Below are 21,823 nucleotides of genomic sequence, written 5' to 3'. Positions count from 1 at the left end.
CCCGGAGCAGAGAGTGGTGGGCGAGCGAAGCGAGCGCACCCGACGAAGTAAAAAAAGTGGGTGTCTAAAAGTAGTCCACACCAGCGGGGAGTTCGAGCTTCATCCCCTTGCGCTCGCGGATCTGCTTGATCGTCTCGGGCTGGAGGTTGTCGGCCATCACCTGGAAGCCGGCGTTCTCGGTGTTCCACGAGGCGCGGCCCTCGGTCGCCGAACGGATGTCGCTCGCAAAGCCGATCATCTCCTCGACCGGCGCGACGCCCTCGACCACCATGAGGTCACCCTCCTGGTACATGTCGTCGACCTGGCCACGGCGACCCTGGATCTCGCCCGAGGCGGGACCCATGTGCTCGCTTGGGACGTCGATCCGGACGTTCTGGATGGGTTCGAGCATCGAGATCCGACCGTCGATCAGCGCGCGGTGGACCGCCTGGCGGACGGCGGGGATGACCTGGGCGGGCCCACGGTGGATGGCGTCCTCGTGGAGCCGGGCGTCGTCGAGCCGGATGAGGGTTCCCTGGACTGGCTCCGCAGCGAGGGGACCGTCGTCGAGCGCCTCCTCCCAGCCCTCGACGACGAGCTCCATCGTCTCGTTCAGGTGCTGGATCCCCTTCGTGTCGTCGATCAGGACGTTCGTGCCGTGGATGGTCTCGACGTCTTGGGAGGTGTCCTTGTCCATCCCCGCCTCTTGGAGCGCCTCGCGGCGTTCCTGCTCGGGCATGTCCATCGACGCCTCGCCGCGCTGGATGACCTCGACCACGTCCTGCGGGAGGGGTTCGACGGTGAGGTAAAAGCGGTTGTGACGGTTCGGCGACTGACCCTCGACCATGTCGGAGGGCTGCTGGACGGCCTCGCGGAAGACCACGATCGGCTCACCGGTGGTGACCGGGATGCCCTGGTTGCGCTCGATGCGCTGGGTGATGACTTCGAGGTGGAGCTCGCCCTGGCCCGAGATGAGGTGCTCGCCGGTGTCCTCGTTGATCTCGATCCGGATGGTGGGATCCTCCTTCGAGACCTGCTGGAGCGTCTCGATCAGCTTCGGGAGGTCGTCCATGCTCTGAGCCTCGACGGATTTCGTGATGACGGGCTCGGAGATGTGCTCGATCGACTCGAACGGCGTCATCTCCACGCTCGATACCGTCGAGCCCGCGATCGCGTCACGGAGTCCGGTGACGGCGGCGATGTTCCCGGCGGGAACGCGCTCGACCTCCTCGCGCTCGCCGCCCATGAAGATCCCGACCGACTGGATGCGGTTCGTGCCGGCCGTCCCGGAGACGTAGAGGTCCTGGCCGCGTTCCAGAGTACCCGAAAACAGCCTCCCGGAGGCGATCTCGCCGGCGTGGGGGTCCATCCCGATATCGGTCACCATGAACACGACCTCGCCTTCGTCGTCGACGAGGCGCATCCCCTCGGCGAGATCGGTCGTGTCGTCGCCACGCCACACGGTGGGAACCCGTTCTGGCTGGGCCTTCACGGGGTTCGGGAAGTGTTCGGCCACCATGTCGAGCACGACGTTCGAGAGCGGCGAGTGCTTGCGGAGCTCGTCGATCTCGTCGTTGCGGTTGTAGTCGATGATGTCGCCGAAGTCGATCCCGGTGGCCTGCATCTGGGGCAGGCTGGTCGCCCAGTTGTAGAGCGCCGAGCCGAAGGCCACGGTGCCGTCCTGGACCGAGACCTTCCAGCCGTCCTCGTAGCGCTCCTCGTCCATCCCCCGGATCAACTCGTTGACGTCGCCGATCACGGCCTGGAGGCGTTCTTGCATCTCCTCGGGGCCCTCCTGGAGCTCGTTGATCAGGCGATCGACCTTGTTGATGAAGAGGGCCGGCTTGACGTTCTCGCGCAGCGCCTGGCGCAGCACGGTCTCGGTCTGGGGCATCGTGCCCTCGACCGCGTCGACGACCACCAGCGCGCCGTCGACCGCACGCATCGCCCGGGTGACGTCGCCGCCGAAGTCGACGTGGCCCGGCGTGTCGATGAGGTTCACGAGGTGGTTGGTGTCCTGGTACTCGTGGGTCATCGAGACGTTCGCCGCGTCGATGGTGATCCCGCGTTCCTGCTCGTCCTCCTCGGTGTCCATCGCGAGCTGCTCGCCCGCGAGGTCCTCGGAGATCATGCCCGCGCCGGCGAGCAGGTTGTCCGTCAGCGTCGTCTTGCCGTGATCGATGTGCGCGGCGATCGCGATGTTCCGGATGTTCTCCGGGTTGTCCATCAGCCGCTCGCACTCCTGTACGATCTTCTTGCGTCGGCCCATTATGTCGATTCGTACCGGAAGCAGGGTCAAAAGGGTGCTGTTTCCGCCGAGCGACAGCGAGGCGGAAGCTCGTCGTGGAACGAGCAACGCGAGTGGAACGACGGTGTTTCGCGTGAACGAGCGAAGCGAGTGAGCGCGGAGTTCGAAAGATGAGGAAGTGACACACCGGTACTGCCACTGGAGCGCGTGGCTGTGATGCTCGCGGCACCGTTAACTTAGGCAACGACTGGCCAAGCAACCGCCACGGGCGGGACTGAAAGGGGCGACGCTCTCGACGAACCCCGGCGAAGTAAGGACCGCAGGCCGCAGGCCGCAGGCCGAGGACCGCAGCGAGCCGCGGGAGTCGAGAGCGCCGGGGCTTTCAAGCCGGTTACGTCCTCCGTCTCCGCGGAATCGCTAAGTTACCACTACCATGCTCGCCGGCACAAGAGTCATACCCGCACCGGCCTGTGATGAGTACACATGGATGTCCGCGTGCAGTCAGCCGGCCCGACCGAACCGTTCCTCGGCGCGCGCGACCTCTTCACGACCGAACACGATCTCGCCCTCCCGGTCGACATCCACGTTCGCGACAACCCCGACTCGCGGACGTGGACCGCCCACTACGACGACCATCACGTCCTGAACATCTCCCGCCAGGCGGCGAACTCCGCGATGGCGCGCCCGCTCGCGCTCCACGAGTACTCCCACATGCGTCGCCACGAGACCGACCACCCCTCACACGTCCAGTCGACGCGGGAGGCGCTCTACCTCGCCTTGGCGGGCCACTCGGTCGAACAGCGGACGCTCTCACACTGCTATCAGATCGCGAACCACATGAAGGACATCTACGCCGACGACATTACCCTTACTGTGGCTCCCGCCGATCGCCTGGTGGCGTTCCTCGAATCGAGCCTCGCGGCCGCGCTCGCCGATCGGCCCGTCGATCCGCCGTCGTGGACCAGGCTGACGCCAGCAGCCGACCCCGAGATCACCGCGGTCAACGCGGCGTTCGCGCTCGCACTCTTAGAACGCCACGACTGCATCGACGACGATCACCGGCTGTACGATCTCGCCCACGCCGCCGCGAACGACGCCGCCGGGATCGAGCTCGCGGCGTTCAAGCGCCGATTTCGGGACCTCGGGGCCGATCCCGATGAGGGCGAGTACCGACGGGCGCTGGTCGAGGCGACCCGCGAGTACGCGACTCGGACCGACTACGCCGCCGACTGAGGCCGCCGCTGCTCGTCACGACTGCTCGGCGGCCGAAAACAGGGAGGACGGAAACCCGACGATCGAACCGAAAACCGATTCGACCGAATCAGCGAGCGGCGGCCGCGACGCGCTCGTTCTCCTCTTTCTGGTTGATCGCGTACGTCTGGACGTCGTAGTTCGCCGCGCCGGTGAGCTGGTCGGCGAGCGCCTCGTGGGCGTCGGTCGGCGACTTGAACGACGCGTTGTACGCGCCCTCGGCGAGGAACTTGAGCGCCTGGTCGACCCGGCGCTGGGGGGCGACGTCCACAGCTTGAGGAACCGAGATCCCGCCGTACTTCAGGCGGACGGTCTCCTCGCGCGGGGCGGCGTTCTCGACCGCGGTAACCAGTACTTGAATCGGGTTCTCGTCGGTCCGGTCGTGGACCTCCTCGAACGCCTGCCGGACGATCCGGGTGGCCTGCTGTTTCTTGCCGGTGTTCGAGTCGGTCTGCATCAGCCGGTTGATGAGTCGCTCGACGATCGAGACCTCGCTCTTCTGGAACTGCTTGCCGGCGTGGCGACCCATCGTGTGCTCCACGGGGGTGACCGTGATGTAGCGCTTGGTCGAGGGGTCGTTGTACTCGAAGCCCGTGACTGCCCAGCGTTCGAACAGCTGTGCGTCGGTTTCGCTCTCCTCGTCGGTCCCGGCGGGTTTCTCCGGCTCGGGGGCGTCCTCTTCGGCGGACATTATCGCACCGGCTTCTCCGCGTTCCCGCGGACGAGTTCGATCAGGCTCACGCCGTTGACCTTCTCGACTTTGTAGTTCACGCCCGAGATGTCGCCCATCGCGCGGCCCTTCGCGCCGCCGATGCCCGCGATCGTGACCTCGTCGTGCTCGTCGATGAACGAAATTGCGCCATCGCCGGGACAGAACGCCGAGACCTGCTTGCCGTTTTTGATGAGCTGAACCCGGACACACTTTCGGATCGCGGAGTTCGGCTGCTTGGCCTCGATGCCGACCTTTTCGAGCACGATGCCACGTCCTTGCGGAGCGCCTTCGAGCGGGTCCGACTGCTCGCGCAGCCCGCGCTCCCGCCGGGCGTACTCCGAGTCGGACCACCGGTGGCTCTGGCGGTCCTTCTTGAGTTTCCGCGCCGCGTACTTGCCGTTGGCCATATGGGTCGATTATCCGACGGGCACACTTAAGCCTCCCTTTTCGGGGTTCGAATGGCCGTGTCGACGCGGCGCGCTTGTCGGTGTGGATTTTGGGTTTGGTTGGCGCGCGGCGGGCGCGCTGCGGTGCAGGAGCGCGCCCGCTCGTGCGAGGGATGACTGAGCGACGCGAGCGCAGCGAGCGGAACGAAGGAATCGGCTGGGGAGGCGTGTGGCCGTTGCGGGGCGGTGTGGTTTGCGGAGCGGTGGCGGTCTCTCATTTGCACCGGCAGTCGCGGTTCTGCTCTCGTTCTCTCCTCTCCCATCCTCCAAACTGTTCACCGCTTTCGGTCTCTCTCCACGAGAACGCTACGCGAGTTCGATGTCGTCGATATCGAAGTGGCGCTTCGCCAGCCGCCGCGCGGTCTCGATCCGCCGGCCGTCCGTGCCGATCGCCGCGCCCCGGTCGGCCCGGTCGACCTCCGCATAGGCCACGGTATCCCGGTTCTCGCTGATCGTGACGTTGTAGACCGCGGCGGGCGCGAGCGCGTTGGCGACGAACGCCTCGGGTGTATCGGCGTTCTCGACGAGGGTGACGGACCGATCGAGGCGCTCCTCGACCTTTTCGACCGTTCGGCCGTCGGGACCGATCGCGTCGGCCATCTCGCCGGCGGCCACCAGAAAGCAGACCCGGTCGTTCGCGTCGTCGAACAGACAGTCGACGGCGGGCGCGCCCGTGACGTCCTCGAACAGCGCGATGTGTCGGCGCGCCGCGTCCGAGAGCGTCACGCGCATCTCAGTCCGCGCGAGTCTCGTCGTCCGCGCCGCCGGCCGCCCCGCTCGTGCCGCCCATCCGGAGGTTGACGTCGCCGGTGCCGAGCTTGATCGGCTTGCCGACGATGACGTTCTCGGTCACGCCGTTGAGGTCGTCGATCTCGCCGTGGACCGCCGCGTCGAGCAGATGGTTGACCGTGACCTCGAAGGCGGCACGGGCGAGCACCGAGTCCTTCGAGCCCGAGATGCCGTGGCGGCCGATCGACTCGATCGTGCCCTCGGCGGTCATGATGTCCGCGACCAGCATGAGGTGGCGGATGTTGACGTCGCCGAGCCCCTGCTCTTCGAGCGTGTTCATCGTCTCCTCGATGATGGTCTCGCGTGCGGCCTCGACCCCGAGGTTCCGGTGGATCTCGTGGATGTTGTTGCAGGTGCTGCGGGAGGCGTCGACGCCCTCGATCTCGAGCACGTCGCCGAACGCCGACCCCTCGGTGTAGAGCACGAACTCCTCGCCCCGATCGGTCTCCTCCTTTCGGATCACGACCCGCGAGACCTCGTCGATCCCCTTGAACACGATCTCGCGCAGCTCCTCGACGAGCTGGAGCAGGTCGCGATAGCTCGGCTGGTCGGGGCCGAACTCGACGGTGGTCCCCGACTGGATGACCTCCACGCCGAGACTGTCCTCGATGATCTCCGCGACCTCCTCCGGCGTGATCATCCGCTCCTCTAAGGTCTGCTCGTTCAGATCGACCTGAACGAGCATGTCGGCGACGTTGGTCGAGACGTCCCCGAGCGCCAGAATGCGGGTCGCCTCGATCCGCCAGACGACCTCGTGGGCGCGCTCGCGGTCGGCGGCGTGCTCCTCGTCGAGGAAGACGTGCATCGTCGGCGTGTCGGGCGTCTTCCGCGCGTCGACGAGCTCGATCAGCCGCGGCAACCCCTGGGTGACGTCGATCTCCGCCACGCCCGCGTAGTGGAACGTGTTCATCGTCATCTGGGTGCCTGGCTCCCCGATCGACTGGGCCGAGACAGTACCCACAGGATCGAGCGGGTCGACCCGACTGTCGAGGTACTGCTCCTCGACCGCACCCGCGATCTCGTCGGCCTCCTCGGCCGTCACCTCGCGGGCCTCGATCGCTTCGTACACCTCGTCCTTGAGTCGTTTCGGGAGGTCGGTCCCCTCGACCGTCGTCTCGATCCGGCTCGTGATCTCAGTCATCGTTCACCTGTGGCACCTCGATCGGCGAGTCGTTGCGATCGTCGACCATCCGATCGTCGGCGGCCTCCGAGAGGTTGGTCGTCGGCTCGGCGATGAACGCCTCGCCCTCGTCCTCGAACTCCGCCGCGAGGACGTCGTCCGCGATCGACTCGACGTCGATCTCGTGGTCGGCGCTCGAAGAGACCTCCACCGGACTGGTGCCGTCCTCGCCGAACTCGAACTGGACGATGTTGTCGTTCGTGTCCCGGACGGTGCCGTCGTACTGGGTTTCGAGCTCCGACAGCGCGTTGATCAGGCGGCGCTGGAGGTAGCCCGACTTCGAGGTTCGCACTGCGGTATCCACGAGGCCCTCGCGGCCACCCATCGCGTGGAAGAAGAACTCCCGGGGCGTGAGCCCGCCGCGATAGGAGTGCTCGACGAACCCGTGGGCCTCCGCCGAGAGGTCGTCGGGTTTGTAGTGACTCAGCGTGCGGTCCTCGTACCCGCGATTGATCCGCTCGCCACGGACCGCCTGCTGACCGACGCAAGCCGCCATCTGAGTGAGGTTGAGCATCGAGCCACGCGCGCCCGACTCGGCCATGATGACCGCGGGGTTGTCCTCCGCGAAGTGGTCCTCCGCGATGTCGCCGGCGGAGTCGCGGGCCTTCCCGAGCGTCTGCATGATCTTCATCTCGAGGGTCTCGTCGACCGTTCGACCGGGCAGCGATTCGAGCTCGTCGTCCTCGTAGGTGGTGATGAGTTCGTCGATCCGCTCGTAGGCGTTCGCGATGCTCTCGTCGATCTGGGTCTCGGCGGCCTCCGGGATCGACTCGTCGTCGATCCCCAGACTGAAGCCGAAGTGCATGATCGCGCGCATCGCGAGCGACGCGACCTCGTTGATGAACACGCGGGCGCGCGTCTCGCCGTGTTTCTTCACGATGGCGTCGACGATCTCGCCGCCGAACGCGCCGACCGCGTCCTCGTCGACGGTGCCCTGAATCAGCTGGCCGTTCTCGATCACGACCGTGTCGCCCGCCGACGAGCCGAACTCGAGGTCGAGTGCGCCGGGCAGGAGTTCGGAGAAGATCGTCCGGCCGGTCCAGTACGGCCGGTCGTCCGCCGTGCCATCGTGTTCGGGCAGCCCGTCGACCGCGGTCGCCCGGAGCAGGTCGAGCGCCTGGGTCTCGTTGAACCGTGGGACTCCGTCGTCCCCCTCGACTTCGCCGGGCTCGCCGTCGGCGTTAGTGAGGAGGTACGTCCCCGAGACGTGGTCCTGAATCGCGCCGATGATGTTCTCGCCGAACCGCGGCGAGAGGATCTGCTCCTGGACACGCATCAGCACGCGGGCCTCCGCACGCGCCTCCTCGTTCTGGAGGGCGTGCATGTTCATCTCGTCGCCGTCGAAGTCGGCGTTGTACGGCGGACAGACCACCGTGTTGAGCCGGAACGTCTTGTACGGCATCACCACGACCTCGTGGGCCATGATGCTCATCCGGTGGAGCGATGGCTGGCGGTTGAAGATCACGATGTCGCCGTCCGAGAGGTGCCGTTGAACCTGCCAGCCGGGCTCGATCCGCTCTGCGAGCTCCTCTTTCGCCTGGTCGAGGATCTTCATCACCTTGCCGTCGGGGCGGATGACCCGGTTCGCGCCGGGGTGGGTCTCCGCGCCGTTGCGAACGTACTGGCGCGCCTCCTCGATGTTGCGCTCGTTGACGTTCATCGTCTGGGTCATCTCCGAGGCGACCCGCTCGGGGACGCCGACCTCGTTGAGGCTGAGGGTCGGGTCCGGCGAGATCACAGTACGAGCCGAGAAGTTCACACGCTTGCCCGAGAGGCTGCCGCGGAACCGGCCGTCTTTGCCCTTCAGTCGCTGGGAGAGGGTCTTGAGCGGCCGGCCCGAGCGGTGACGGGCGGGCGGCGTGCCCGAGATCTCGTTGTCCATGAACGTCGTGACGTGGTACTGGAGCAGCTCCCAGAGGTCCTCGATGATGAGCTGTGGCGCGCCGGCCTCACGGTTCTCCATGAACCGCTGGTTGATCCGGATGATGTCGACCAGCTTGTGTGTCAGGTCGTCCTCGCTCCGCTGGCCGTTGTCGAGCGTGATCGACGGCCTGGCGGTGACCGGCGGCACGGGCAAGACGGTGAGCACCATCCACTCCGGGCGCGAGCGCTCGGGATCGATCCCGAGCACTTCGACGTCTTCGTCCGGGATCGCCTCGAACCAGTCCCGGATGTCGCTCGGCATCAGCTTGTTCATGTCCTCCTCGGTGAGATCGACGTCGAGCGCGCGCTCGATCGCCTCGCGGTCGGCCTCGCGCGGCCGGAACTCCCCACCCAGAATCTCGTTGATCCGCGAGAGGTCGATGTCGGTCTCGTCGGCGAGCTGCTGGGGCGAACTCCCGGGATCGCCCGACTCCTCGTCGGGCTGCATCGCTTCGGCGATCAGCTCGGGGTACTCCGCCGCGAGCACGTCCTGGACCTCGTAGTACGTCGTCGGCTTCTCGTGCTGGATGTCGTACTGCTCCTCGCCGCAGTACGCACACCGATCCTTCTTTCGTGCCTGCCGGATCGCGGCCTTCGTCACGTCGTTCACGTCGTTGTCGAGTTCGCGTGCCCGCTGGAGCCGGTTCGCGAACTCGTTGCGCTCCTGTTCGTCGAGCAGGAGCCGCGAGCACTCCCGGCAGGTGCCCCGGAGCAGCCGCCGCATCAGCTTCGTGAACCCGACGTGGATCACGGGCGCGGCGAGCTCGATGTGGCCGAAGTGGCCGTTACACGACCCCGAGTGCTGGCCGCAGGTCTTGCATTCGAGGCCGGGGTCGATCACTCCCAGACGTGGGTCCATCAGCCCCATGTCGATGGGGTAGCCGTCGTCGTCGTAGGTGTCGGCGGTGATGATCTTCGTCGCGCTCATCTCGCGGTACTCCTCCGGGTTCATCAGCCCGAAGTCGATCGCACCGATCTCCTTGGGTGTTGCGTTGGTGCTCATGTGTTGGTGGTGTTGATAGAGTAGATCAGACCGCGTCCTCGAGTTCGAGCCGCGGGGCGATCCCCAGCGCCTTCATCTCGTCGAGCAGGAGTTTGAACGCGTAGCTCATCTCGATCTCGTGGATCTCGGTCTCCTCCCCGCAGTTCGGGCAGTACACCCGACGCTGCTCGACGTTCTCGACCGCACTCATCCCACACTCCCCGCAGACGTAGACGAACTCCCGGTCGGATTCGTCGAGCAGGCGCTCCTTCAGCGCCATCGCCGCACCGTGCCCGATCAGCACGTCCCGTTCCATCTCGCCGACCCGGAGGCCACCCTCGCGGGCGCGCCCCTCGGTCGGCTGGCGCGTGAGCACCTGGACCGGTCCCCGAGAACGGGCGTGGATCTTGTTCGAGACCATGTGGTAGAGCTTCTGATAGAAAATGGTCCCGACGAAGATCTCGGCGTCGATCTTCTCGCCCGTCACGCCGGAGTACATGATCTCCTTCCCGCTGGAGTCGAACCCGTGTTCTTCGAGCGAGCCGCGGAGTTCCTCCTCGTCCTCGCCGGTGAAGGCCGTGCCGTCGACCCGCCGGCCCTCCAGGGAGCCGACCTTGCCGCCGAGCATCTCCAACACGTGGCCGACGGTCATCCGCGACGGCAGCGCGTGCGGGTTGATGATGAGGTCGGGCACGACGCCCTCCTCGGTGAACGGCATGTCCTCCTGGGGCGCGATGTGGCCGACGACGCCCTTCTGGCCGTGCCGACTCGCGAACTTGTCGCCGAGTTCGGGGATCCGTTGATCGCGAACCGAGACCTTCGAGAGTTTCGAGCCGTCCTCGCCCTGCATCAGCGTCACCGTGTCGACGACGCCCGACTCGCCCGAGCGCATCGTCACCGACGTCTCGCGGCGCTTCTGCGGACTAAGCCCGCCCATGTCGTCCGGCTCTTCGAGGAATCTCGGGGGGCTGGTCTTCCCGAGCAGCACCGCGCTCTCGTCGACCGTGGTCTCGGGGTTCACCAATCCATCTTCGTCGAGGTGGGTGTACGCCTCCTCGCCCCGCGCACCGCGCACGTCGTCGTCGGGCATCTCGAAGCGATCCTCCTGACCGCCCGGATACCGTCGCTCCTCACCCTCGTACGTCCGGAAGAAGTGCGAGCGCGCGAGCGCCCGATCGACCGACCCCTCGTTCAGCACCAGCGCGTCCTCGATGTTGAACCCCTCGTAGGACATGACTGCGACCACGAAGTTCTGGGCCGCGGGCCGGTCGTCGTACCCGATCTGCTCGGTGGTCTGGGTCTTGACCATCGACAGTTGGGGATAGTGGAGCAGATGCTGGCGGGTGTCGGGTCGGATGCGGTAGTTCGCGCTCGGCAGCCCGAGTGACTGCTTGATCATCCCCGCACCCATCGTGATCCGGGGTGAGGCGTTGTGCTCGGGATAGGGGATCATCCCCGCACCGATCCCGAAGATCAGTTGGGGATCGATCTCGAGGTGGGTGTGATCCTCGGTGAGGTCGCCTTCGTCGACGCCCACGAGGATGTCCTCCTCCTCCTCGGCGTCGATGAACTCGATGTAGCCCTGGTCGACGAGATCCTCGAACTCGGTCTCGCCGTCGGTGACCGCCTCGACCTCGCCCTCGGTGATGAGGGGCTCGCCCTCCTCGACCACGATCAGCGGCCGTCGCGCCCGGCCGGCGTCGGCGTTGATGATGACCTCGTTGGTCCGGCCCTTGACCGAGACGTTCACCGTCTCGGCCACGTCCCCACGGCGGCGTGCCTCGCGGACCTGATGGGCGAGCTGTTCGGGCTGGTCGTGCGTGCCGACCAGGCTACCGTTCACGTAGACTTTCGCGTCGCGTGCCTGACTCATCTCAATCAGCGCTCGGGGTGACGCCCTCGATGCCGGGGATCCCCTCGACACCCATCGACGCCAGCTCTCGTTTGAGTCCCTGTTCGTCCTCGACGTCCTGGGACAGCTCCATCGCCTGCGCGAAGTTCTTCACGAGGCCACAGTTCGGCCCCTCCGGCGTCTCGGAGGGACAGATCCGCCCCCACTGGGTGGCGTGGAGGTCCCGCGCCTCGAAGTGGGGCTGGCTCCGACTCAGCGGGCTCCGGAGCCGCCGGAGGTGACTGAGAACGCCCATGTAGTCGGTCCGATCGACGAGCTGGCTCACACCCGAACGACCACCGACCCAGTTGCCGGTGGCGATGGGGTGTTCGAGCCGCTCGGTCAGCACGTCCGACCGAACCACGGTGTTGACCGAGAGCTGTCGGTTGCGCATGTTCGCGCGTTCCAACTGGTACTTCACGTCGCGCGCGAGCTTGTTGAGCGCCGTGCGGAACAGGTCGGTCATCAGGTCGCCCGACACTTTGAGGCGCTTGTTCGCGTAGTGATCCTTGTCGTCGGATTCGCGCCGTCCGAGCGCGAGTTCGAAGCACGCCTCCGCCATCCGGCAGAGGTAAAACGCCTTGTTGATCCGGGTCTCCTCGTCGGGAACGCCCTCCTCGTGGAGGTGCGGCAGGAGATACCGATCGATGACGTAGTTCGCGCGCTTCAACTGGTAGTTCTTGCCCTGGCCCGACGCAACACGTTCGCCGAGATCCTCGATCGCGGCCTCCTCGGTCTGGACCTCGGCGGCCTCCAAGTTCTCGAGCATGAACTTCACGATCTCGGGGTCGTCGGAGACGCGGTGAACGATCTCCTCGTCGGATTCGAGCCCGAGCGCTCGGATGAGCGTCACGAAGTTGATGCTGCCCGAGACGCTCGGGAACGAGACTTCGAGCAGGCCCTCCCGGTTGCGCTCGCACAGCACCAGCGCGCGGTAGCCGCGGCGCTGGCTGAACGTCTTGGCGACCTGGATCTCGTCGCCGTACTTCGAGTCGTACTCCGCGAGGATCTTGTTCGGCGCGAGGTCCTCGCTGGTCATCAGGACGCGCTCGGAGCCGTTCACGATGAAGTACCCACCCGGATCGGCGGGGTCCTCGCCGAGTTCGATCAGCTCCTCGTCGGTCGCATCGGCGATGTTGCACTCGTCGGAGCCGACCATGATCGGGAGCCGCCCGATCTGGGTCTCGGCGGTGTCGACGACGCGCTCTTCTTCCTCCTCGCCACCCACGACGACCGCCATCTCCATGAAGACGGGGGCAGCGTAGGTGATGTTCCGGAGCCTGGCCTCCTGGGGGTAGAGCCGTTCCTCGCTGCCGTCGGCTTCTCGCACCCGGGGTGTCACGACCCGTACGTCGCCCAGTTCGACGTACACCGGCTCCTCGCCCTCCTTGTCGCCGATGTCGGTGTCGATGGTCTCCTTCTCGTCGACCACTTGCTGCATTCCGCGGCCGAGGAACGCGTTGAACGACCGGAAATGATGCTCTGCGAGCCGCTCGCGGGAGAAGTACTCCCGCGAGATCGAACGCCTGTCTTGCCTGTTCATTCTACCACGAGTCGGTATACGACCGCCTGGTCCGTCGTTCGGGAGTCCCGCACGATCCGGATCACGTCGCCCGCGGCGGCGTCGTCGGGGAGTGCCGGGTCGGTGCGTTTGATCTTCGGGAGGTCGGTGCGCCTGACGTCGTACTCGGCGAGCACCTCGTCGATCTCGGCGTCGTCCTCGACGATGGTGTGCTCGGGAACGAGCGTGTGCTGACCTACGTCCACCATGTGTGTCTGACCGGGGGAGAAGTGGCTGTCACGAGATACTACAGGGTCTACGCCGTGGGGCGACTTAAGCGTTGTCAACGCCGCCAGCGTGGGCTACGAACCGTGGGGCAGGCCCGGCCGTTCGGCAATCGTTGACTCGATCGTACCGACACCGACGACCGCGGGGGACATAGCGTTTCGGGGTCCTGCGGGCGGCGGATCGGTTTGGAAACCCTTAAGGGCGTATCCGGGTAAGTCGCTGATGTCGCTCGCCCGGGTGGTGTAGTGGCCCATCATACGACCCTGTCACGGTCGTGACGCGGGTTCAAATCCCGCCTCGGGCGCTTTTTCGAACACGGCACGAGCGAGGAGTGACGAGCGAGCGAAGGGGACGTCGAGAAACGGTATCAGGCGAATCGGACGGCGAAAATCAGTTCGTCACCGGGCGTCTCGGGGAGAGTGAACCGGCGGCGAAAGCCTTGTTCGTGGTATCTTCTCGACAACGGCGAGCGCCGACGACGGGATCGAACCGAAGCGCCGAGCGTGAAACGACTGCTGGAGAGCCTGACCGACGGGCGCAGCGAGGGAGGGGTGTTCAGCCGTCGAACGACTCGGGTTCGGTGGTGATCGAGACCGAGTCCTCGACCGAGGCTTCGAGCAGCCGACCGGTGTAGCTGTAGACGTCCTGGGCGCTGCCGACGCCACCCTCGACCGAGTGACCGTCGTCCGCGATCGGGTCACCGGAGCTGTCGGCGTGTTCGAGCTGGCCGGTGACTTCGAGCGAGTAGTCCGTCGGGCCGGTGCTCTCCTTGCCGATCACCTTGATCGTCTGTGCGCTCGCGTCGAGCTTGAGGATCGCACGGTCGTCGACCTCGAGTTCGACGATCTCGCCCTCGTACTCGTAGCTGTCGCGCCACTGGTTGACGCCACCCGAGGCCGAGGAGCCCGAGAGGTCGTCGTTGTCGTCCTTGGTCGCGCCGGCAGCGTCGGTCTTGTCGAGACCACCGCTCGTCGCGATCTCGTAGGGGATGCGATCGCCGGCGGTGTTGGTGTCCGCGATCACGAGGTCGGCTCCCTCCGGCAGGTTCTTTTCGGCATCGGTGTCCTGACGCGACGATTCGTCCGAGGAATCGTCCGACGACGAGCCGCCGTCCGACGAGGAGTCGTCGGAACTGTCGCTCGAAGAACCGCCCGAGGACGAATCATCCGAGGAGCTGTCCGACGAGGAGTCGTTGGAACTGTCGCTCGAAGAACCGTCCGAGGACGAATCATCCGAGGAGCTGTCCGACGAGGAGTCGTCGGAACTGCCGCTCGAAGAACCGGCCGAGGAATCGTCCGACGACGAGCCGCCGTCCGACGAGGAGTCGTCGGAATCGGACGACCCACCGGAGTAGCTCGACGAGCCGAGGTTCGGCGCGGGACAGGTGCCGCTCTCCCGAATGTTGCTGGCGTTCACGTTGCCGTTGCGGACACGGAGCGCCTGTGCGCTCGCGTTGATCGTCGTATCCGCCACCCGGCTGCCGTCACAGTTGTGCAGCGCGAGGCCGGTGCGACCGCCGCCGGTCTGCTGGATGCAGCAGTTCTCGACCGTGGTGTTCGGCCGATCCTCGATCAGCACGCCGACCCAGCCGGAGGCGTCACCGGTGACGCTCACGTTCCGGAACGTGCCGCCCACGTCGCCCGACCCGTTGGGGGACTTCGCGCGGATCGAGTACCCCTGGGGGTTGTACTCGACGCGGGTGTTCTCGATGGTGAAGTTCCCGTAGTTCCCGAAGATCTGGATCCCACCGTCGGCGTTGACGTTGGGACCGACGCGGACGTCGCAGTTGCGGATCTCCGCACCCGAGCCGCCACGATCGCTTTCGAGACGGATCCCCGACCCGTTCAGCATCTCGCCGGGGTTCGGCGAGCGGCTGTCCGAGAGGTCGGTTTCGGCCGTCGCGCCGTCGACGTAGCTGCCGGAGCTGCCGATCCGGATCTGCGAGAGGTCGTTGTTCTTGTAGGTTCCGCCCTCGACCTGGACGACACCCGGGGTCCGGCTGCCGTAGACGCCGTTGCCCGAAAAGCCCTCGACGTTGCAGTTCCGGAGGGTGATCGTCCCCTTGTTCGTCTGGCCGATCCAGACGCCGGTTCGCGAGTACGCCCCCATCCGACCCTCGTTGTGAAGAACGACGTTCTGGAGGATCCCCTCACCGCCCGACGACCGGACCATCGGGTTGAGCGCGTTCTGTGCGTTGTTGCCCGTGGCGGAGTCGATCCCCCGCCCGGTCATCGTGACGTCGTGGACCTCGAGGTTGTCGTTCGGCGCGAACTGGAGGTTCGGCGTCGCCCCGCTCTGATCGATCGTGATGTTCTCGACGAGGAGACCGGTGCCGAAGTTGATGGTCAACAGCTGCTCGTTGAAGTCCTCGGGGACGGTGAACGTGACGTCGCCCTCCCCGACGATACCGAAGTTGCTGTTGCCGTTCAGGACGTTCCGGCCGGTGAACTTGTAGGTCCCCGACGGGAACTTGAGCAGCGTGTTGCTGCCAGCGGCCGACTGCAGCTTGCCGTCACACGCCTGATTGCCGTTCGGGTCGCAGCCGGCGTCGTCGACCATGTCGACCACGTTGTCGAAGCTGATCCCGTGACGCGACGTCGCCGCTGCCCCCTCCCCAGCGAGCAGCGGCACCGACGCGACGGTCGCTCCGGCGGCCTTCAGGTACGTACGGCGGTTGGTTCGAGTACTTTCGGCTGTGCTATCGCTACTACCTCGTGCTCCGTTGCGCGGCATCACCTGTTCATTAGGCATTCGTAAAATACCCCTTCTGGCTAGTTACCTACGTTTACTATCCATTGGTCGGAAGTTGCTGGCTGTTCACGTTCGAGACGCTATAAATATGTCTCAGTAAGCCCGAAATTATCGTTCGGTCGAACCGTGGCGCGCGAGTGTGAAGTGTTTCCACGGCACTCCGTTCGCGAGATCGGTCGCTCGGTCTTCTCGCTCGTGAACCGCTCGACGATCCGGGTCGTGGCGATTCCTGTGGGACTCCGCCCGGAGTAATCGGGAGCGGTCAGCCGGTGAGATACCCGCTCGGTGCACCAGGTCGGACGCTCGCTGCGGTCGATCGGAGTTCGATCGTCGTCGCTCTTCGAGGCGGCGACGTGGAACTTCTCTGGGCCCTCAACGGATCGGGCCGATCGACGGGAACTGTCGCCGACGGGTTCGGCGCCGGAACCCTCGACTACCCCGAGAGTCGGCCGAAGACGGGCAGGTCGGTCTGCTTCGAGAACGTGCCACCCGGGTCCGCGAGGACCTCGCCGTTGCGGTAGACGGTGGCGTCGCCGTCGATAGCGAGACTCGTGATCTCGCCCGGATACGCGAAGCTGTCCCGACCTCCCTCGCCGACCTGGCCGGATGCGGTCGTCTCCTCGACGGTGTCGTTCGGGTCCGCCGCCCCCATCGCCGCGCTCTTCGCGATCCCGTCGCTCGTCTCGATCTCGTATTCGGCGTGACTCTCGCTCTCGATCGTCACCGTGTTCGCGAGGTACTTCGCTGGATCGACGGACTCGCCGTTGTAGTAGAGGTTCGCGCCACCATCGAGCACCAGCCGCGTGATCTCGCCCGCGAACGCGTAGCTGTCCCGGCCGCCCTCGCCCACCTGCCCAGAGGCGGTCGTCCCCTCGATGGTGTCGTTCGGATCGACCGTCGCGTTCGCGGCCGCGGTCTTTTTCAGCTCGCCGTCCACCCCGAACTCGTACTCGGTTTCGGGTGCCGCTTCGATCGTGAACGTGTCCGTGCTCCCGAGTTCGTCGGGATCGATCCGCTCGCCGTTGCGGTAGACGGTGGCGTTGCCGTCGGTGGTGAGGTTCGTGATCTCGCCCGGATACGCGAAACTGTCCCGGCCGCCCGCCCCGACCTGGCCGCTCACCGACCTCCCGCTGACCGTATCGTTCGGGTCCGCCGCCCCCATCGCCGCGCTCTTCGCGATCCCGTCGCTCGTCTCGATCGTGTACTCCACCCGTGAGTCGCTCTCGATCGTCACCGTGTTCGCGAGGTACTTCGCCGGATCGACGGATTCGCCGTTGTAGTAGAGGTTCGCGCCGCCGTCGAGCACCAGCCGCGTGATCTCACCCGTGATCGCGTAGCTGTCCCGGCCGCCCTCGCCCACCTGCCCAGAGGCGGTCGTCCCCTCGATCTCGTCGTTCGGGTCGATCGTCGCGTTCGCGCGCGTGGTCTTCTCCAACGACTCGCTCGCCGCGAGTTCGTACTCGGTTTCGGGTGCTGCTTCGATCGTGAACGTGTCGACGAGTCCGAACTCGTCCGGTTCGACTTCGTCACCGTTGCGGTAGACGGTGGCGTCGCCGTCGATAGCGAGATTCGCGATCTCGCCGGGGTACGCGAAGCTGTCCCGACCTCCCTCGCCGACCTGGCCGGATGCGGTCGTTCCCTCGACGGTGTCGTTCGGGTCGGCCGCACCCATCGCCGCGCTCTTCGCGATCCCGTCGCTCGTCTCGATCTCGTATTCGGCGTGACTCTCGCTCTCGATCGTCACCGTGTTCGCGAGGTACTTCGCCGGATCGACGGATTCACCGTTGTAGTAGAGGTTCGCGCCACCGTCGAGCACCAGCCGCGTGATCTCGCCCGCGAACGCGTAGCTGTCCCGGCCGCCCTCGCCGACTTGGCCCGACGCGGTCGTCCCCTCGATGGTGTCGTTCGGATCGACCGTCGCGTTCGCGGCCGCGGTCTTTTTCAGCTCGTCGGTGACCCCGAACTCGTACTCGGTCCCGGGTGCCGCTTCGATCGTGAACGTGTCGTCGGGAGCACCGTCCGAGAAATCGGGCGAGTCCCCTGGGTTCGACGGCTCCGGTGATTCGGGAACGCTCGGTACCGGACAGCTTCCGCCGGCGGAGACGCGGGAGACGTCGACCTCCGCGTTTCGTTCGACGACGGGTTGGTCGTCGGTGTCGATGGTGGAGTTCCGGACGACACAGCCGTTCGAACGGACGAACGCGACGCCGTCGCGATCACCGCCGTCGGCTTCGATGCAGCAGTTCGCGACGACCGACCCCGATCGTTCGCGGAGTTCGATCGCCGCGTTCCCGTTCGCGCTTCCGGTCACGCTCGTGTTCCGGATGGTCGCAGTGTGCGGTTCCGCCGGCGCGGGGTACGCCCCACCGCCGTCGGGCTCCTTCGCGAGGATCCCGCGGACGCCGTCGGCCTCGATCCCGATCCGCGTGTTCTCCACCCGGAACTCGCTCGCGGTCGATTCGGCCACCACCCCGCCGCCGGAGTGTGGCGTCGACCGGATCGCGATATCACAGTCCCTGACCGTCACGTCCGTCCGGTCGTTCATCCGCCCCATCTCGATCCGCACCCCACGGTAGTTCAGCGCCCCGTACGGGTTCGGCGAACCGCTCGATTCGGCGTCCACGTCGAGGATCATCCCCTTTGCGTAGCTGCCTGGACTCCCGATCCGGAGCTGGTTGTTGTCGTTGTTGCGGTGAACGCCGTCCTCGAACTGCACCACCCCGTTCGTTCGGCTGGTGTACGTCCCGTTCGAGCCGAACTCCTCGATTCGGCAGTTCCGGAACGTGATCGTTCCCTCGGTCGAGATGCCGACCCAGATCCCGCTCCGGCCGTTGCCCGCGTTGTACGTCCCCATCAGCCCGTGGTTGTTCGCTACCACATCCGTCACCAACCCGGTGCCGTCCGCCGAGCGCACGATCGGATAGAAGAAATCCAGCGCGTGGGGGTTGCCGTTCTCGGCTCCCGGCCCCGGCGAGTACCCCGGCTCACCCTTCGGGATCGATTTCGGGTGAATGCCCTGGCCCAGCAGCTCCACGTCGTGCACCCGGAGGTCGTCGTCCGCCCCCAGATGGAGGGCGGGCGTCGCCCCGTCCGCTCGCTGGTCGATGTCGATCCCCTCGAACAGCAGCCCCGTCCCGTCGTCGACCACCAGCGCCTTCTCGTTGAAGTTCGTCGGCACCCTGAATCGCGCATCCCCCTCCCCCAGGAAGCCGAGGTTCGTCTTGCCGAGCACCACCGTCTTGCTGGTGATCTGGTACTCGCCGGGCGGGAACTTCAGCAGGGTGTAGTCGTCGGCGGCCGCCCGGATCTTCGCGTCACACGGCTCCTCGCCCGTCGGGTCACACCCCGCGTCCGCCACCATGTCCACCGTCCGCTTGAACCTGATCCCCCAACGCTCGAACGACGCTGCCGCTGCCCTTCCCGAGGCCAGGCCGATCGATCCGACGGTGGCTCCCGCGGCCATCAGGTACGATCGCCGGCCGATCGAGAGGCCGCTGCGACCTCCGTCGTTCCGTCGAGTTGCGTCGGTGCTGTTCCGTTCGACCGTGTCGGTGCTGTTCCGTCCGCGTTCGTCGTCGTCGTTGCGTGGCATCACTGGTGTTGTTCGTGACGATCCGGGTCGTCGGCGCTCCACGACGCGCGTCGTCGCTCGGAGCACCCAGCGATCCCGGACCGAGGTTGGCTTCGAACCGCGTTCAGTCGTCGCTTCGTCCCGGAGCGAGCAGTACTCGTGCGTCGCTCGTCGAACCCGTACGCGTCCCCCCGGACCGCTCGACGGATCGCGAGGCACGGAGCGTGTCCGTCCCCCTCCCCCCGACGATCGCGGCCGTGTGCGCCGCCGTGACCGTCGATACCGATCTCACGACCGGGCGTGCGACCGCCGTGTGCCCCATCGCAGGCCGGCCTGCGCCGCGTTCCGCTGCCGGGTCAGTTGCCGCCGGATCGCCGTACACGCTTTCCTCCATTCATCTTCGCTCCGATTCAATAGAGGGGTGACACATAAAGTTATCTGTTGGTTGTGATCAACGTTTGCGGGCCGTTCGGCACGGGATTCCACGGATGCGATCGAGGGATCACGGTGCCACGTTCGTCGGAACGACGGCCTCAGTCGACGTTTCGCTGGAGCCAGAGTTCGAGCGTCGTGATCGCCGCGAGCGACGTGATCATGTGGTTCGCCTCGTCCGCGAGGTGTTCGCGCCGGAGCCGTCGGATCGCCTCGCCGTCGAACACCGATCGCTCGCACGCGCTGTCGAGCAGGTCGTCGAAGAACTCCCGGACTGCGGGCTGGTTGCGATACCACATGTCGGGGACGCTCCGACCGCCGTAGGTGGTCCGTCGGCCGAGGCGTGCCGCCGCGGTCGTGGTGAGGAAGCCGGCGACGTGCACGGGAAACGGTCGCTTCGGCGCGACGCCGGTGCGCTCGTAGCGGATGGCCGCGAGGTCGGAATCGAGCGCGCGCGTCAGGGCGAGTTTGGTCCGGGTGACGCCGTAGGGGATCGTGCCCCGCGTGAGCGGGACCGTCCGCATCCGGTGTTTCAGCGGGAGCCGTGCGACGTACTCGAGGAACTCGCGGTCGGCGAACGGGACGCGTGTCCCGGCCTGACTCCGCGGGATCGCGTTGCTCGCGAACGTCATCCGGGAGTAGTAGTTGGCGAAGTGGGCGTCGAGGATGGTCCCCTTGTGTGAGGCGTCGCTGGCTTCGGCCGTGTCGACGAACGACTGGAGCGGCTCGGCGTCGGTGGCGAGCAGCGTCGCGACGGTGTCGCGATCGACCATCGCCTCGCTCCAGTACATCGACTCGATCGGGGAGTCGGTCCCCGTGAAGTGATACCGGCGCAGGTGGTGACCCATCAGCTCACCCTGGCCCGCGCCTTCGAGGAGGACGTCGGCGTGATCGTCGGGGAGCGAATAGGTCGACAGGAGGTTGATGAACGAGGACCACCGGAGCATCCCGTCGGTGAGGTCGACCGCCTCGCCGAGCCGGTCGAGGAACAGATCGGGGGTCAGCTCCACGGTGTCGAGATCGACGTCGAGGTGGGCGGCGACCTCGCCGGCGAGCTCCGGGTTGCCGCCACCCCGCGGGTTGGCGTCGTAGGTGTACGCCGCGAGGTCGTCGAACCCACTGGCGTGGCGGTCGAGTTCGGCGGCCATCGTCCGGCTGTCGAGTCCGCCCGAGAGCCACAGTCCCACCGAGCCGTCCATCGTTCCCGCAGCGTCGTCGATGATCGATCGGTACTGCTCGACGAGTCCGGGGAGGTAGCCGTCGTCGGGGAGCGCGTCGAACGAGGGCGACCAGTAGCGTTCGGTCGAGAGGGTTCCCTCGGAATAGTCGAGCACCGTCGCCGGCGGGAGGGCCGTGACCTCCTCGACGAGCGTCTTCTCGCCCCAGACGTAGCCCATCAGCAGCATGTCGGCGACCGCCCCCTCGTCGAGCGTCGGGTCGTCGACCCGCGTGAGCAGCGCCCCGAGGCTGGAGGTGAACGCGAGCCCCTCGTCGGCGTGGTAGTAACACGGCCGCGCGCCGAGCCGGTCGGTCGCGACGACGACCCGGTCCGCGTCGGCGTCGACACCGGCGATCACGAACGGCCCGTCGAGCCGCGAGAGGAGTTCCGTCGGCGAATCGAGGAACGATTCGAACAGCTCGTCCGTGGTCAGTCCGAGCGCCTCACGGTTCGTGATCGCGCCGTGGACGACGGCGGCGCGCGCACCCGCCTCGTACGTCAGGTGGCCCCCCGGATCGCGGTCGCCGTGGTGGCGCAGGCCGAGCCTGTGGCCGTCGGTCCCGAGGCGCTCGTGCCCGTACCACGGCTCGTCGTGGAGTGCCTCCCCGAGGTCCTGGAGCGCCGTTTCGGTAACGGAGCCGCCGAATATCCCGGTCACGG

At 66.4% G+C, this 21,823-nt stretch carries 13 protein-coding genes and 1 tRNA gene; 2 read left to right on the top strand and 12 right to left on the bottom strand.

Going from position 1 to position 21,823, the window contains the following annotated elements; all coding sequences use genetic code 11:
* Positions 1 to 64 precede the first annotated feature (64 nt).
* Complete coding sequence (locus TX76_RS07745) at positions 65 to 2,248, bottom strand: elongation factor EF-2 (RefSeq protein ID WP_049901230.1); 2,184 nt, start codon at positions 2,246 to 2,248, stop codon at positions 65 to 67.
* A 462-nt stretch (positions 2,249 to 2,710) separates the two neighbouring features.
* Here TX76_RS07745 and TX76_RS07740 point away from each other — a divergent pair, with 462 nt between their 5' ends.
* A complete protein-coding gene (locus tag TX76_RS07740; protein WP_049901228.1) occupies positions 2,711 to 3,460 on the top strand; it encodes a DUF5781 family protein in 750 nt (249 codons plus the stop codon).
* 88 nt (positions 3,461 to 3,548) lie between these two features.
* Here TX76_RS07740 and TX76_RS07735 read toward each other — a convergent pair whose 3' ends face one another.
* From TX76_RS07735 to TX76_RS07700, 8 genes are all read right to left on the bottom strand, one after another.
* Positions 3,549 to 4,169 carry a 30S ribosomal protein S7 gene (locus TX76_RS07735; protein ID WP_049901226.1) on the bottom strand — a complete coding sequence of 207 codons (621 nt, stop codon included), beginning with the start codon at positions 4,167 to 4,169 and terminating at the stop codon, positions 3,549 to 3,551.
* A complete protein-coding gene (locus TX76_RS07730) occupies positions 4,169 to 4,597 on the bottom strand; it encodes a 30S ribosomal protein S12 (RefSeq protein WP_005045278.1) in 429 nt (142 codons plus the stop codon). Before TX76_RS07730 ends, TX76_RS07735 begins: the two co-directional genes overlap by 1 nt.
* 345 nt (positions 4,598 to 4,942) lie before the next feature.
* Positions 4,943 to 5,368, bottom strand: coding sequence for a NusA-like transcription termination signal-binding factor (locus tag TX76_RS07725; RefSeq protein WP_049901223.1), 426 nt, complete (start codon positions 5,366 to 5,368; stop codon positions 4,943 to 4,945).
* 1 nt (position 5,369) lies between these two features.
* Entirely contained in the window at positions 5,370 to 6,566 is a 1,197-nt protein-coding gene (rpoA2, locus tag TX76_RS07720; RefSeq protein ID WP_049901221.1) for a DNA-directed RNA polymerase subunit A'', read from the bottom strand.
* Positions 6,559 to 9,531: a DNA-directed RNA polymerase subunit A' gene (locus tag TX76_RS07715; protein ID WP_049901218.1), complete on the bottom strand. Its 2,973-nt coding sequence runs from the start codon at positions 9,529 to 9,531 to the stop codon at positions 6,559 to 6,561. Before TX76_RS07715 ends, rpoA2 begins: the two co-directional genes overlap by 8 nt.
* Positions 9,532 to 9,556: 25 nt before the next feature.
* Positions 9,557 to 11,383: a DNA-directed RNA polymerase subunit B gene (gene rpoB, locus TX76_RS07710; RefSeq protein WP_049901216.1), complete on the bottom strand. Its 1,827-nt coding sequence runs from the start codon at positions 11,381 to 11,383 to the stop codon at positions 9,557 to 9,559.
* A 1-nt stretch (position 11,384) separates the two neighbouring features.
* Complete coding sequence (locus TX76_RS07705; protein ID WP_049901212.1) at positions 11,385 to 12,944, bottom strand: DNA-directed RNA polymerase subunit B''; 1,560 nt, start codon at positions 12,942 to 12,944, stop codon at positions 11,385 to 11,387.
* Entirely contained in the window at positions 12,941 to 13,171 is a 231-nt protein-coding gene (locus TX76_RS07700) for a DNA-directed RNA polymerase subunit H (RefSeq protein ID WP_049901211.1), read from the bottom strand. Before TX76_RS07700 ends, TX76_RS07705 begins: the two co-directional genes overlap by 4 nt.
* A gap of 250 nt (positions 13,172 to 13,421) precedes the next feature.
* Here TX76_RS07700 and TX76_RS07695 point away from each other — a divergent pair.
* Positions 13,422 to 13,494: transfer RNA gene (locus tag TX76_RS07695), tRNA-Asp, on the top strand.
* A gap of 251 nt (positions 13,495 to 13,745) precedes the next feature.
* Here the strand turns inward: TX76_RS07695 and TX76_RS07690 are convergent.
* The 3 genes from TX76_RS07690 to TX76_RS07675 all read right to left on the bottom strand — a co-directional run bounded on the left by TX76_RS07690 (position 13,746) and on the right by TX76_RS07675 (position 21,821).
* The gene (locus TX76_RS07690) at positions 13,746 to 15,923 is read right to left on the bottom strand and encodes a hypothetical protein (RefSeq protein WP_049901209.1); all 2,178 of its coding nucleotides are present in this window, start codon (positions 15,921 to 15,923) and stop codon (positions 13,746 to 13,748) included.
* A 451-nt stretch (positions 15,924 to 16,374) separates the two neighbouring features.
* Positions 16,375 to 19,533 (bottom strand): right-handed parallel beta-helix repeat-containing protein, encoded by a 3,159-nt coding sequence (locus TX76_RS07685; RefSeq protein WP_195156022.1) that lies wholly within the window; start codon positions 19,531 to 19,533, stop codon positions 16,375 to 16,377.
* 512 nt (positions 19,534 to 20,045) lie between these two features.
* Positions 20,046 to 21,821, bottom strand: coding sequence for an asparagine synthase-related protein (locus tag TX76_RS07675; RefSeq protein ID WP_049901206.1), 1,776 nt, complete (start codon positions 21,819 to 21,821; stop codon positions 20,046 to 20,048).
* Positions 21,822 to 21,823: the final 2 nt, after the last annotated feature.

It is taken from the genome of Halococcus agarilyticus (assembly GCF_000334895.1).
Classification (GTDB): Archaea; Halobacteriota; Halobacteria; order Halobacteriales; family Halococcaceae; genus Halococcus; species Halococcus agarilyticus.
This window is presented reverse-complemented; position numbering and strand designations above follow the sequence as displayed.

Bases quoted from the DNA above. Each gene is read 5' to 3' on its own strand.
- TX76_RS07745 (WP_049901230.1), bottom strand. From the start codon at position 2,248: ATGGGCCGACGCAAGAAGATCGTACAGGAGTGCGAGCGGCTGATGGAC.
- TX76_RS07740 (WP_049901228.1), top strand. From the start codon at position 2,711: ATGGATGTCCGCGTGCAGTCAGCCGGCCCGACCGAACCGTTCCTCGGC.
- TX76_RS07735 (WP_049901226.1), bottom strand. From the start codon at position 4,169: ATGTCCGCCGAAGAGGACGCCCCCGAGCCGGAGAAACCCGCCGGGACC.
- TX76_RS07730 (WP_005045278.1), bottom strand. From the start codon at position 4,597: ATGGCCAACGGCAAGTACGCGGCGCGGAAACTCAAGAAGGACCGCCAG.
- TX76_RS07725 (WP_049901223.1), bottom strand. From the start codon at position 5,368: ATGCGCGTGACGCTCTCGGACGCGGCGCGCCGACACATCGCGCTGTTC.
- rpoA2 (WP_049901221.1), bottom strand. From the start codon at position 6,566: ATGACTGAGATCACGAGCCGGATCGAGACGACGGTCGAGGGGACCGAC.
- TX76_RS07715 (WP_049901218.1), bottom strand. From the start codon at position 9,531: ATGAGCACCAACGCAACACCCAAGGAGATCGGTGCGATCGACTTCGGG.
- rpoB (WP_049901216.1), bottom strand. From the start codon at position 11,383: ATGAGTCAGGCACGCGACGCGAAAGTCTACGTGAACGGTAGCCTGGTC.
- TX76_RS07705 (WP_049901212.1), bottom strand. From the start codon at position 12,944: ATGAACAGGCAAGACAGGCGTTCGATCTCGCGGGAGTACTTCTCCCGC.
- TX76_RS07700 (WP_049901211.1), bottom strand. From the start codon at position 13,171: ATGGTGGACGTAGGTCAGCACACGCTCGTTCCCGAGCACACCATCGTC.
- TX76_RS07690 (WP_049901209.1), bottom strand. From the start codon at position 15,923: ATGCCGCGCAACGGAGCACGAGGTAGTAGCGATAGCACAGCCGAAAGT.
- TX76_RS07685 (WP_195156022.1), bottom strand. From the start codon at position 19,533: ATGCCACGCAACGACGACGACGAACGCGGACGGAACAGCACCGACACG.